This is a genomic window from Paenibacillus haidiansis, assembly GCF_036553665.1.
GTDB classification, from domain to species: Bacteria; Bacillota; Bacilli; order Paenibacillales; family Paenibacillaceae; genus Fontibacillus; species Fontibacillus haidiansis.
In genome coordinates this window covers 441,042-454,715 of sequence record NZ_JAZHPZ010000002.1, presented here as the reverse complement: position 1 = coordinate 454,715, position 13,674 = coordinate 441,042, and the positions used below count along the sequence as shown (strand labels likewise).

Annotated in this window: 11 protein-coding genes; 8 read left to right on the top strand and 3 right to left on the bottom strand. The window is 52.4% G+C overall.

Translation table 11 applies throughout. From position 1 onward, the window contains the following. Window positions 1-11: 11 nt before the first annotated feature. On the bottom strand, window positions 12-1,262 hold the full coding sequence (locus tag V3851_RS06490; RefSeq protein WP_331845707.1) for an anaerobic sulfatase maturase: 1,251 nt from the start codon (window positions 1,260-1,262) through the stop codon (window positions 12-14). A gap of 81 nt (window positions 1,263-1,343) precedes the next feature. Next, window positions 1,344-2,534, bottom strand: a complete 1,191-nt coding sequence (locus tag V3851_RS06485) for an ROK family protein (RefSeq protein ID WP_331845706.1) — start codon at window positions 2,532-2,534, stop codon at window positions 1,344-1,346. 278 nt (window positions 2,535-2,812) lie between these two features. Between V3851_RS06485 and V3851_RS06480 the strand changes: the two genes are divergently transcribed. Both V3851_RS06480 and V3851_RS06475 read left to right on the top strand, forming a co-directional pair. Continuing rightward, window positions 2,813-3,448, top strand: coding sequence for a chromate transporter (locus V3851_RS06480; protein ID WP_331845705.1), 636 nt, complete (start codon window positions 2,813-2,815; stop codon window positions 3,446-3,448). 14 nt (window positions 3,449-3,462) lie between these two features. After that, window positions 3,463-3,996, top strand: a complete 534-nt coding sequence (locus V3851_RS06475) for a chromate transporter (protein ID WP_331845704.1) — start codon at window positions 3,463-3,465, stop codon at window positions 3,994-3,996. A gap of 64 nt (window positions 3,997-4,060) precedes the next feature. Here V3851_RS06475 and V3851_RS06470 read toward each other — a convergent pair whose 3' ends face one another. After that, window positions 4,061-5,599 carry a sulfatase family protein gene (locus V3851_RS06470; protein ID WP_331845703.1) on the bottom strand — a complete coding sequence of 513 codons (1,539 nt, stop codon included), beginning with the start codon at window positions 5,597-5,599 and terminating at the stop codon, window positions 4,061-4,063. Between the two features lie 105 nt (window positions 5,600-5,704). On the opposite strand from V3851_RS06470, the gene V3851_RS06465 reads away from it, so the two are divergent. The 6 genes from V3851_RS06465 (at window position 5,705) to V3851_RS06440 (ending at window position 13,672) form a co-directional block, all read left to right on the top strand. Next, window positions 5,705-6,583: an AraC family transcriptional regulator gene (locus V3851_RS06465; protein WP_331845702.1), complete on the top strand. Its 879-nt coding sequence runs from the start codon at window positions 5,705-5,707 to the stop codon at window positions 6,581-6,583. 66 nt (window positions 6,584-6,649) lie between these two features. Next, window positions 6,650-8,452, top strand: a complete 1,803-nt coding sequence (locus tag V3851_RS06460) for a sensor histidine kinase (RefSeq protein WP_331845701.1) — start codon at window positions 6,650-6,652, stop codon at window positions 8,450-8,452. 4 nt (window positions 8,453-8,456) lie between these two features. Then, a complete protein-coding gene (locus V3851_RS06455) occupies window positions 8,457-10,070 on the top strand; it encodes a response regulator (RefSeq protein WP_331845700.1) in 1,614 nt (537 codons plus the stop codon). Window positions 10,071-10,192: 122 nt separating this feature from the next. Beyond that, window positions 10,193-11,767, top strand: coding sequence for an extracellular solute-binding protein (locus V3851_RS06450; protein WP_331845699.1), 1,575 nt, complete (start codon window positions 10,193-10,195; stop codon window positions 11,765-11,767). A gap of 33 nt (window positions 11,768-11,800) precedes the next feature. After that, a complete protein-coding gene (locus V3851_RS06445; protein WP_331845698.1) occupies window positions 11,801-12,760 on the top strand; it encodes an ABC transporter permease in 960 nt (319 codons plus the stop codon). 15 nt (window positions 12,761-12,775) lie between these two features. After that, the gene (locus V3851_RS06440; RefSeq protein ID WP_331845697.1) at window positions 12,776-13,672 is read left to right on the top strand and encodes a carbohydrate ABC transporter permease; all 897 of its coding nucleotides are present in this window, start codon (window positions 12,776-12,778) and stop codon (window positions 13,670-13,672) included. Window positions 13,673-13,674 lie beyond the last annotated feature (2 nt).

The following is a 13,674-nucleotide window of genomic DNA, read 5'->3' as shown; positions in this document are numbered from 1 at the left end:
CTCTTTGTGATTCAAAAGGAAGCGCAGCAGGCTTTATGCTTCTTGCCGCTTCCGCAGGCGCAGGGATCATTTCGTCCCGGCGGTTTGCCTTTGAAAATATCCCGTACATTGCGTTCATACAGCTCGCGGCGCAGCCGGTCGCCCAGTTCCCGCATCCTTTCGTCGGCGTAGGCGTAAACCTGCATATAGCTCTGACAGAAATAATCGGGATCGGAACGGTCTTCTTCCGGATTCCATTTCCGGTTCCGGGGGCAACCGCCATAGCACAAGCGCTGCCACCGGCAGGAGCGGCATTTCTCCGGCAGGGCCGGCTTCATCCGGTGGAAACGTTCGTAATTGGGATGGGCAAGCATATCCGCGATGGAATCGCTTCCAACATTGCCGACCTTCCATTCCTCATTGATATAGAAATCGCACGGAAAGGCATCCCCGTTCTGCTCCAGCACCAGACTTGTCGGGCATGCCGCGCGATGCACGCATGACTCCGCTTCGCGATTCAGGTATACGCTGAGCATATTGTCAAAGAAGCGGACGGATAGGTCGGGCTTGCCGTCCCGATACCATTCGTCGAACACTTCACAAAGGAAATTCCCGTATTCATGGGGCGTTATTTCATAGACGCCCGGCCTATCGACTTGCTGGGATCTGAAATCCATGCAGGGAATGAATTGAACAAAGTTGAAGCCTTGCTCCCGGTAGAATGCCATCAGTTCCTTGGCCTTGCCGACGTTGCCTTTATGAATGACCGTCAAAATATTGAAATCGACCCGGTGGCGGCGGAGATGGTCGATACCGGCCATAACCCGGTTGAAGCTGCCTTTGCCTGCGGAATTGACCCGGCGGGAGTCATGAATCTCCTGCGGGCCGTCCAGACTGACGCCGATCAGAAAATGATAGGTTTTAAAGAATGATGCCCAGCGATCGTCGATCAGCGTGGCGTTGGTCTGCAAGGAATTGCTGATGACCGTATGCGGCGGAGCATGCAGAGCCTGCCGATAAACGACTTCTTCAAAAAATTCGTATCCGGCCAGCAGCGGTTCCCCGCCCTGCCAGGCGAAGGTGGCGCTGCCTTGGCTGTATTGCATGTAATCTTTGATGAATTTATCCAGTACGGCGGAGTCGATCCGGTTGATTGTCGGCCCGGGCTTCCCTCCGCAGGTGCTGTAATAACAGTAGTCGCAAGCCAAATTGCAATCTTCCGATACCGTCTTCCACATGACCCCGATACCGGAATGTCCGCTTGTGATGCAATTGCCGGACATGGCGATCCCCTCCCGTCTTCATGTTGTTCTGCCCGAATCCGCTTTACGATCATTCCGAAAATGGCGCTTTCGCGTTCGTATTCAGTCGCCTTCCCATTCATCCAGCAGCATGATGGCCGCTCCGGCGGCCACGGCCTCTTCTTTAAGCTGTCCCTGCGTAAAGACCGGACTATACTCGGGAAAGTGGTACGTATTCTTCTTGGCAACGTCAATCGAAGCGTTAAACACAAGCTGGTGGGCCCCGACAAGCGGTCCGCCCAAAATGACGCACTCGGGATGAAGGGCATTGATCAGATTGGCCAGCCCGATGCCCAAGTAGGCTGCCGTTTCCGCAAATTGTTCCGTAACAAGCAGGTCGCCTTGCGCGAGAGCTTCGGTCATGGTGGCAAAATTAACGCGCTCCGGGGGAGTCCCGGACAGAAGACTGCTACGTCCGATCTTGAGCTGCGTGCGGACACGCTCTTCCAACGAAGGAACCGACACGAACGCTTCCAGCGCTCCGTAGTTCCCTTTGCCGTGCAGTCTTGGCCCGTCCGTCTGAATGATCATTTGGCCGACCGCGCCTTCCGTGTCGACGGCTCCCCGAACGAGTTGGCCGCCGGACATCATGGCCGAACGGATGGTAACCCCGGCATGCACATAAAGGATATGCTGATAATTTTCGGTCCTAAGCGCCCAATGCTCGCCGATCAGCGCCGTGTTTGCGCCGTTGTCGAGCTTGACCGGAATCCCCAGCCGCTCCGCAAGCATTTCGCAAATCGGAACGTTGGTCCAGGAAGCGGCCGGGAAGTATTCCGGCTTCAGGATGATCCCTTTCTTCTGATCCAGCGGACCGACCGCGCCGATTCCCATGCCCAAAACGTCGCCGGACGAGATACCGTGCTCGTTAAGAAATTCCATGGCGCTGTTTGCGACATGATCAACGAGAAGCTCTGGCGTCATGTTGCCGTCCATCTCCCACCTCGTCATGGACAAAGTGTTGAAATGCATGTCATACAGTCCGAGCGAGGAATAAATCCGGGAGATTTCCAGTCCGAACAGATAGCGGTACTTTGGGTTCGTCCGGAACAGAATCGGCTTTCTCCCGCCGGTGGAGCTGCCGAGCCCGGAGACGACGATCAGCCCTTGGGAAGACATTTCATCGAGCAGGCGCGTCATGCTGCTGCTGGTCAAGGCAAAGTGATTTAACAAATCAGCTTTTGAAGCGGTCCCGAGATAGGAAATCCGATCATAAACCTGCTTCTTTATCGAAGGATTGGAATGAGGCATCATAGCAGTACTTCTCTCCATTTCCAAGTTAATTAGTCGGGATACTAAAAGTATAACGGGACCCTTGGACCAATTCCAGCTATTTTCATCTGAATAATTGACTTAATTTCAAAAAGAAATTTTCATCACTAAAATTCGCCCGGCTCAATCTCTAATTATGAGACAATAACGGAAATTTTACAATAAAATTCATAACTTTAATCCAAAATGAAATTAATTATGATAAAATACAGATATCTTACTTAAGAAGAGCAGAAAGAGATCGCAGAGGGTGAAACGGGATGAAGCAGGGGTTAACCCGAAAAATGGAGTTGATTTGGAGTATTTTTTGCGTGTTTTTTAAAATCGGCCCCTCCACATTCGGAGGCGGATATGCGATGATCGCAACCATCGAACAGGAAATCGTACGAAAAAAAGGATGGATGAGCGAGGAGGAAATGGGGGACATGGTGTCGGTATCCGGTTCCGCTCCGGGCGGGGTGGCCGTCAACAGCGCGGCGTTTATCGGCTATCGTCTCGGCGGAGTTCCGGGAGCCGTGGCGGCCGTTACCGCAATCACGCTGCCTACATTCCTAATCGTCTTTCTCCTAAGCTATCTTAGCGTCGTATTTAAAGATAATGCGAAGGTAGAAGCCGCATTAAAGGGCATTCATGCCGCCGTAGTCGCTTTGATTATTGTGGCGGCGGGCAAAATGTGGAAGTCGGCCATTCTGGATGCGGCTACGTTGATTCTGGCGGCTGTGTCGCTGATCCTGCTGTTATTCACGGGTATCCATTCGTTTTATCTGATTCTGGGCGGACCGGTTGCCGGAATATTGGTGGTGTTATACAAGCGAAAGCGTGGGATGGATGTAGTCACGGAAAAGGTACGTACGGAGGAGAAACAGGAGCTGCAATTTCCCGAATATTACATCTGAAGGGTGATCATCGAATGCTGTGGCAGTTGTTTTTGGTCTTTATCAAAGTAGGGCTTATTTCTTTCGGCGGCGGCTATGCCGTCATTACGCTGATTCAGCGCGAGGTTTCCGAAAAGAGATGGGTGAGCGCCGCGGATTTTCAGGAAATCGTCGCTTTGGCCGGAATGGCGCCGGGCTCGATTGCGACCAATACCGCCACCTTGATCGGCTACTCGGAGGCGGGCATTCTGGGGGCCATAGCGGCAACGATCGGCATCATTTTGCCGTCACTGATTATCGTCATTTTTATCGCGGCTTTCTTTCTTAAGCTGCAAAGCAATGATTGGATCAGATCTTCTTTTTACGGATTGCGTCCGATCGTGACCGGGCTTATCATATATGCCGCCATCCATTTCGGGTTTAGCGGACGGACCGAATCCTGGCTGAGCTGGTCGATGGCGGGGACGCTGTTGATTTGCGCCGGATGCTACCTCCTGGTCACCAAATACAAAGTGCATCCCTTCGGCGTGATACTGTTGTCGGCTGTGGCGGGGATCGTGATTTTCTGAAAAAAAGCGTGAACGAAAGGATCGTTCCTTCGTTCACGCTTTTTCATTTTCGTCAAAGCCGCAATCAGGCGTGATGGATTCTCGGCATAGGCAGCGGCTCTTTGCCGAGCTCGGCCCATACGTATTTTAGCAAGAGCTCGGTCTTTAGCTGCCCGTAATCCGGTTCGTCCCACAGGTTGTGGAGCTCGTTCGGGTCTTCCTGAAGATCGAAAATCTCGCCGTAGCGCTGATTATAGTAGACCGTAATCTTGTAGCGCGCGTCGACATAGGTCTTTTGGTGAATAGTCGTCGGTTCGTGCCGGAATTCGCAAATGGCATGGTCCCGTGCCTGTTCCTTGCGGCCCAGCCATACGTCCTTCTGATCGACGCCGGTCATCGCCGGAGGAACCGGGAGATTGCAAAAAGACAAAAAGGTCGGTGCCAGATCAACGAGCGATTGGATCGCGTCCGAACGTCGGCCGGCGGGAACGTGTCCGGGATATCTGACGATGAACGGAAGCTTGATCAGGTCCTCATAATGGAATCCGCCCTTGGCCTGAAGACCGTGCTGTCCGAAGAAATGGCCGTGATCCGTCGTGAAGACGACGAGCGTATTGTCGGCTAAACCCAGCTCATCCAGCTTGTCGAGAATTTTGCCGATATATTTGTCCATCATGCTGATCATTCCGTAATAGACGGCTACCAGCTTCTTCTTGTCGTAATCCGTAAGTCGCGCTTTTTCTCCGTATTCGTAATAATGATGGGAACGGTAGCCGTGGATGCCGAAGCCCGTCTCCATAAGGTGCGAGAAGTCCGGGTTCTCTTCCTGCGTCATGCCGAAGTGCGGCGGATTCCGGTCATGCTCTCCGGGAACCAGCGAAGGGATACTCAGCTGATCCGGGTCGTACATCGTGTCCCATGGCTCCGGTACCAAATATTCGGGATGCGGATCGAAGAAGCTGGCCCATAAGAAGAACGGTTCCCCGGATTTCTTGTGCTCCTCCAGACGGGCATTGCTTCGCTCGGCGATCCAGGCATTGTAATGATATTTCTCCGGAATGGGCCATTTGTATGTGATGGAGTGATCCATCGTTCCGGTCGGAGGAAGGAAGTAATCCCTCCAATTGTCACAGCCTTGCTCTTCCAGCCATAAAGCGTAATGCTGGCCGACATGGGCTTCGTTCGTATGATTGCGGGCCAATTCCACATGGTCAAATCCGTAAAAGGGTTCGCGGAACCGGCTCCAATAGTCTAAGTCCTGTAAAATCGGGTATGCTTCCTTCGATTCATATTCCTCAGTGGATTTTAACGGCTGGAAATGGGCCTTGCCGATCAGCGAGGTCCGATAACCCGCTTGGCTAAAGTCTTCCCCGACCGTGTGGCGGTCCTCCAAGAGCTTCGTCCCCAGCGTCCAGGAACCGTGCTGGCTCGGATACATCCCCGTGATGATGGAGGAGCGGCTTGGAGTACAGGTCGGATTAGGGCAATAGGCCCGCCCGAACGTCGTTCCTTGCCGGGCCAGCCGGTCCAAATTCGGCGTGGAGATTTCGGGTTGGAACGCGCCGATCGTATTCCAATGCTGTTGGTCGCTTGTAATTAGTAAAATGTTAGGTCTACTGGACAATATTTATCGCCTCCTAGTATGATAATATGTAAATATAAAGATTTTATAAATAGCTTAGTGTTATGTAGGATTTGTCATTTTGTTATATTCGAGGAGAGGTGAAGAATGTCTGAAGAGGTGCGGAATTTGCAGGAATACGAGCATGAGTTTGCCGAGTTCATTTATTATACGCCCGGCGAATTGGATAAGGCGGCGCGGTTGTGGCCGGTCCGGGCGGGCCGCAGCCTGGCCAAGCCGAATTACAAGGTAGGGCCGAAAAGGATTGAGTGCTACAGCCTTCATTTCGTGCTTGGGGGGAAGGTTTGCTTCGAATTCGGGAATCAGCGTATGGTTTTGCAAAAAGACGATCTTTTCTGTCTGTTTCCGGGCCGGACTTATCATTATTACATGATCCCTTCGGAAACGCCTCTGCAGATGAGCTGGCTGGCACTGGACGGAAGCAGGGTCAAGCCTTTACTGGAGCTGTCGGGTGTTACGCCGGAAACGCCGTTTGGCACCAAGAGGATCACCTCAAGGCTCAGGGAGACTGTTGACTGTATGCTCGGAACCATGGCGGGATATGAACATTGGAACCCGGTCGTATCTCTGGAACTTCAGGGACTTGTCTGCAAATTGCTTGCCTGCCTGGCCTTGAATCCGTCTCCCGTCCATCGGGCGGAGCCATCCGGATGGATTCGGGAGTGTATGGATTTCATGGACCTTCATGCCACGGAGGGTATTTCCGTACAGCAGGCAGCCGAGTTTGCCGGCGTACACCGTTCGTATTTTTCCAATGTATTTCGAAGTCAGGTTGGGGTGTCCCCCCAGAAATATATGCAAAAAATCCGTATGGAGAAGGCGAAGCGCCTGCTCGTCGAAACCAACGCTACCGTGACCGAGATCGCGCTGTCCCTGGGTTATCCGAATCTGTATACGTTTACCCGGGCGTTCAAGTCCTATTACAAGGCTCCTCCGCTGAACGTTCGCTCGGCAGGCGGCGGATAAACGGGCCGACCCGATTTTTGAGAGCGCTTACTTTAAGTGATTTTCCCTTATAAAGGAGAGGCCGACATGACACTTTCATCGCTTCGCAACAAAATTTCACCGAAGCTGGGGATTCAGGGGAAAATATTTATGGCATTCGGGCTGCTCAGCCTTCTTTCCATTGTGACTATTACCGCCATTATCTATATCAACATGCGCGAGACGATCAAGCATAACGCAATTACTTCGGTTGCGGACAGTATCCGCCAAGCCGACGAGTCGCTCAATCTCATGCTGGAAGAGATCGATCGTCTGAACACCATCGCGGTCACCAACAAGAATACGGTGATCGATACGGTGCTGAGCCCCAGCGAGGAAATCAGCTACGAATGGTTTCTGGAGCAGAAGCGGATCAATGAGTTTTTGTCGAGCCTGATCGATTACAAGCCTTATATATCACGTATCGCCGTCATCGGGTTAAACGGAAAGGTATTCTTCACGGGTAACCCGTGGATCGACCGAAACTTCCTGAAGACGGAGACGATGGAATTCATGCTGAACAACGGGGAACGTCACGCCTATTTAAAGCAGTCGGGCACCTCGGACGCCATTTCCGTCGGACGCGTCATTCGATATAACCGGGAAACGATCGGCGTGGTGATGGTGGATTTGAACTATGACTTCATCCGCAATACGTACGGCGTAAAACCGACTGCCGACAGTGTCCTTTATGTGCTGGATGAACGAATGGAGCTCGTGTACCGATCCGATTCCGCCCCGGCCTCGATCTCGCCGCAAATGGAAAAAACGATCTATGCCAATCCGCAAGCCACGGGGACCATCCAGGAGGCAAAGGAACAAAAGATAGACGGCAAATCCTATATCGTCGTCAGCCGCCGCTCCGAACATACGGGCTGGATTACCCGGGCGCTGATTCCTCTCGATTCGCTTCTGAGCGAGTCCGTCAAAATCCGCAATCTGATCGTAGAAGTATCGGTTATCGTCTTTATCGCGGTGCTGATCGGGTCGCTGCAGATGTCCTCCCGAACCACCCTTCATATCCGCCGGTTGAAAACCATGATGATGCGGGTCAAGGACGGAAATTTATCTTTTCCGAAAACAGAAATCAACACGAAAGACGAAATTGGCGAACTCTATCGCGTGTTCATCAGTATGGTCGACGAACTGAAACGGCTGATGGAGGACATCCGGATCAGCGAACAGGCGAAGCACGAGGCCGAGCTCACCGCCCTGCAAGCGCAGATCCGCCCTCATTTTCTGTACAATTCCCTCAATACGATCAAGTATCTGGCCAAGCTGAACGGTGTTCCGAATATCGAGGAGGTGTCCGGTTCCTTAATTGAGCTCATGCGCGGCGTGCTCGGGAATTCCAACGAGTTCCTCACAGTCAGGGAGGAGCTTGATTATGTGAACTGCTATGTATCCATCGTGAAGTACAAGTATATGGGGCCGATTCCGGTCCACATCCAAGTCGAAGATGACGCTCTGCTGGACTGCCGGGTATTGAAGCTGATGCTTCAGCCTATCGTGGAAAATGCCATTCTGCACGGCATAGGCCCGTCCGCCAAGGGGGGATTCATTCTGATCCGGGTTTACGGGGAGAGAGAAGATCTCCTAATTGAAATTATGGACAATGGTCCGGGCATGTCCCAGGAAAAAATGCATTCACTTTTGGAGGAGTCCGGCAGGAAGGAAAGTCCGTCGCGCTTCAGCGGAATAGGCGTAAGGAATGTACATGAACGAATCTGTCGGATGTACGGGGAACCGTACGGAATAAAACTGTTCAGCGAAGAAGGACTGTACACGAAGGTCGAAATCAGGTTCCCCCAAATGCGGGCTGCCGAAAATCTCCCGGAAGAGGTGAGTTAAACTGATGTTTCAAGTGCTGTTAGTGGATGACGAACCTTTGGTGCACCATCATCTTGGGACTCTGTCGGATTGGAGGAGCCATGGCTTTGAATTGTGCGGCGAAGCGTATAACGGGACGATGGCCCTCCAAATGATTGAACAATCGCGTCCCCATATCGCAATTATCGATGTCAGCATGCCCGGCATGAACGGGGTGGAGCTGCAGCGGACGATCAAGGACAAGTATCCGGCGGTAAAATCGATCATGCTCAGCAGCTATGACGATTACGATTATGTGCGCGAGTGTCTAAGGAACGGAGCCGTCGATTATTTGTTGAAGCACCGTTTGAACGACCAATCGTTGATCTCCATTTTGAAGAAAGCGGCGCAGGAACTGCAAGCGGAGACCGGACTGTCCGGCTCCCGCCCGGCTTACGGTAGAGAGGAAGAGGGAAAGGGCATGAGCACTGAAATATTCCGTGAGCAGGTGGTCCAATTGTTGGCCGGAAAACCCGGAGCCGCTCATGAACTGGAAAGCTATGTGCGTCGGAGCGGCTTTTTTTCCGATGCGGTATGTTATGCGGCGGCGGCGGTGCAAATCGTCCCCTTCCTTCTTCTAATGGAATCGCGCAGCGATGTGCAGACGAACCGCCTGGTTCGCCAAGCCGTGGAGCTTATGCAGCAGAGTCTGGGCGATCTGCCTGAGCGGGCGGTGGTGTACGTGGAGAATGGCCGTCTTGCCGTGGTGTTCGCGTTCGGGGAGCGGAGCGAGCAGGCTGCCGCCAGCGAAGCGGGCCGGCTTATGAGCAATGTCAGCCATTCGCTGGAGATGTTCCTGAATTTGAAATGCACTTACGCCATCGGACATATTTGCGGAAGTCTGTCCGGACTCGAAGCCAGCTACCGCGCCGCCGAACGGGCCATCGATTCTTCTCCCTCCCCGCAGGAGCCCGGGAGCGGATCAAGCAGTCCCCGCCTTGCGCTTAGCATCGAGGAACAGAAGCAGCTTCTTCTGTCGATGGAGAGACTCGACAAGGAGGGGGTCCAGCGGTCGATCGCCGCTGTATTCGTCTCCATTCGGAAGCATCCGCTCCATTCGCAAAGCGTGCAGATGATCGTCAGTGAACTGCTCTCGATTGGGGAAAAGGCCATGCCTGCGGATGAAGCGGCGGCAGGCGGATTGCCGTCGCGTGAAGAGCTGGGGAATATCGGCAGCATGGCGGGATTGGAGCGATGGCTGCAAGCTTATTTTGCGGGCCTCATGGACCGGCTTCGGGAGCGTCAGGCGGCAGGGCCCTATTCGAGGCATGTGTCCCAGGCGATCCTGCTCATTCTGGAGCGGTATCATAGCTATGTCACCCTGGAATTGGCCGCCGGCGCGATCGGGTTGAATCCTTCGTACCTGAGCCGGATTTTCAAAGAAGAGACCCGGATGACTTTCTCCGAGTATGTGAACCGCGTGCGCATCGACGCCAGCCGCAAGCTGCTGGAAAGCGGCCGGTATACGGTCAAACAGATCAGCAGCCAGGTAGGGTTCACGACCTACAACTATTTTTTCAAAGTGTTCAAGGAACTGACCGGCATGACCCCGCATGCTTATATGTCGGGCTCGCGGGAGCGGAGTGAATCCGTAAAATAAGTGTAGTAAATAGTCAAATATGTGGAATTTACCGCCCGAACGGCTGAATTATAATGGACACACATCAAGGAAAACGCTTACAACATAGATCAAGTGACATGAAGAAGGAGGTCGTATTCAACATGCAAAAACATTGGAGAAGAACGGCGATGAGCGCGATGATCATTGCCGCTCTGACGCTGGGAGGCTGCGGCTCGGCCAACGGCGGCAACAAAGAGGCGGCTCCACAGGCGGCGGGGGATCAAACGGTCAGCAAGGAAGGATTTCCGATCGTACAGGAGCCGGTGCAGCTGAAGATGTTCACCCGGATCGCTCCCGTGAACGGACCGTTCAAGGACATGCCGGTGTTTCAGGATTACGAAAAAATGAGCAATGTCCAGGTGGAATTTATCGAAGCGCCGACCGACGGTTTCGATGAGAGAAAGAATCTGTTGTTCGCGTCCAATGAGCTTCCCGACGTCTTGTACCGCTCTAATATTACGCCATTGGAAGCGGTTCGCTACGGAGCGGGCGGACAATTGATTCCTCTGGAAGATTTGATCAAGGACTATGCGCCAAACCTCAACAAGCTGATGGAAGAGTATCCGGAAATCCGCGCATCGATCACTACGCCGGAAGGACACATCTATACGATTCCGGGTATCGTTACGCTGGATTCGGCCCGGACGGACAAGAGATGGATCAATACCGCCTGGCTGGAGAAGTTGAACCTTGAGGTGCCCGAAACGCTTGACGAGTTGTATGACGTACTGGTTGCCTTCCGCGATCAAGATCCGAACGGAAACGGACAACAGGATGAAATTCCTTTGACCTCCCGTGTTGTCGGACTGCCTATCGTGACTGCATTCAGCGGATCGTTCGGCCTGGACCTACAGTTCGGCTACAACGTTAACATTGTTGACGACAAGGTCGAAATCTGGATGGGAAGCGAGCGCAACAAAGAACTGCTCATGTACCTGAATAAGCTGTATGCGGAAAATCTGCTGGATCACGAAGTATTCTCCCATACGGAAGCGCAATATTTGGCAAAGCAAGGATCGGGAAATACGGGTATGTTCTTCGATCAGACGAATAACAATTTCCTGCCGATTTCGGATCAATATACAGGTATCGCACCGTTCGAAGGCCCGCACGGCGACCGCCAGCAAAGCCAAAACGCTCCGGTTCCGCGCGACCAAGGTGCATTTGCCATCACATCTGTCAACAAATATCCGGAAGTGTCCATGCGCTGGATCGACTATTTCTTCAGCGACGAAGGATCGACCTTGCTCCGCTTCGGGCGGGAGGGCGAGCATTATGAACTGGTTGACGGGATTCCAACCTATAAGCCTGAATTCTCGACAGCCGAGACCCAGCCGAAGCTTACGCCATATGCCGGCGGAGGTGCGCCTCATCTGATAAGTGAATATGTAGGTTCGTACATCAATCCTCCGCAAGTTCAGGATGCGCAAAAGGCGCTGGACCCGTATATGCCGAAAATCCGCTATGCGGCTCCGATGTTCGACGAAGCAACGGCTCAAAAGGTCAATATTCTCCGCAACGATATCGACAAGTATTATGAAGAGCAAAGCACGAAGTTCATCGCGGGAGCGCTCAGCTTCGACAAGTGGGATGAGTTCCAGGCTACTTTGAAAAAGATGAACATTGAAGAGCTTCAGCAAATCTATCAAGACGCTTATGACAAAATGGCTAAATAAGGCAGATCCTCTATGGGATAGGAGTGGATGTTCATGAAGAACGCAGAAATCCATGAGACTGCCGCAGCGCCCCGGTTCCAACCGGAACGGGGCGGCCGCCTTATCAGGCAGATTGCCAAGAGATACGATTTGTATCTCATGCTGCTTCTGCCGATCGCATGGTATTTGCTGTTCCATTACGGCCCCCTCTACGGGCTGCAAATCGCGTTTAAAAATTTCAATCCGGGCAAAGGAATTCTCGGCAGCAGTTGGGTAGGCTTCGAGCATTTTCAGCGTTTTTTCGATTCGTACTATTTTTGGAGACTGCTCTGGAACACGCTGTCCATCAATCTGCTCTCTTTATTGATCGCATTTCCGATTCCGATTTTGCTTGCCTTGCTCATTAACGAAATTCGGAGCAAATCCTACAGCAAGCTGCTGCAAAACATTACCTACATTCCGCACTTTATTTCGGTTGTCGTTATCGTAGGCATTTTAACCGTGCTGCTCTCCACGAACGGCCCGATCAACATGCTGATCCAGGCTTTCGGCGGATCGGAAATCCGCTTTATGGAGTCGGCCGAGTGGTTCAAGACGATATTTATCGGCTCTAATATTTGGCAGAACATGGGCTGGCAATCGATCATATACATCGCGGCGCTGAGCGGAATCAATCCGCAGCTGTACGAAGCGGCCAAGATGGACGGCGCTTCGCGTCTGCGGCGCATATGGCACGTCTCTCTGCCGGGGATCGTCCCGGTCATCGTCATCCTGCTTATTTTGGACATCGGGCAATTCATGAACATCGGCTTCGAGAAAATTTTGCTCATGCAAAACAACTTGAACCTGGAAGCGAGCGACGTGATTTCCACCTTTGTGTACACGACCGGGATTTTGAAGGGAGAATACAGCTACACCGCCGCAATCGGGCTCTTCAACTCCTTGATCAACCTGACGCTGCTGTTGCTGGTCAACCGGTTTGCGCGCAAAACGTCGGAGACGAGCCTTTGGTAATGGAGGAGACGAATCATGGCTAAAGAAACGGTTATGAAAGGCCCATCGGACGAACGCTGGTTCGATGTTATCGTATATCTTATCGCGGCGGTGATTATTATCATCGTGCTCTATCCTTTGGTATTTGTGGTCAGCGCTTCGTTCAGCGACCCTGCAAGAGTATTGAACGGGGAGGTCTGGCTGTTTCCGAAGGGCGTAACACTCGAAGCCTATAAGAATATTTTGGACAATGACAAGATTTGGAACGGCTACCGCAATTCGATTCTGTATGCCGTTGTCGGTACGCTCATCAATATTGTAATGACGCTCCTGGCCGCTTACCCGTTGTCCAGGCCGGATTTGCCGGGTCGCAAGGGACTGATGCTCATTATCACGCTTACGATGTTCTTCAGCGGCGGTCTCATCCCAAGTTATATGCTCGTCAAGAGCCTTGGCATGGTCGACACGATGTGGGCGCTCATCATTCCCGGGGCGATCTCCACGTACAATCTGATCGTGATGAGAACATATTTCCAATCCAGCATTCCTTGGGAACTGCAGGAAGCGGCACATATCGACGGCTGCTCCAACTGGCGGCTGCTGATCAGCATTATTCTGCCGCTATCGAAGCCGATTCTGGCGGTCATGGTCTTGTTCTATGCGGTCGGCCACTGGAATTCCTTCTTTAATGCGCTGATCTATATCCGCACTGAAGATCTTTATCCGCTTCAATTGGTGCTTCGGGAAATCTTGATGATCAGCCAGTCTGTGGGCGTAGACGGCGGCAACGTCGGGATGGAGGAGAAAATTCTTCTCTCCGAAAGCATTAAATATGCGGTCATTATCGTATCCAGTCTGCCGGTACTGATCATGTATCCTTTTGTGCAGCGTCATTTCGTGAAAGGCGTCATGATCGGATCGATTAAAGGATAAAT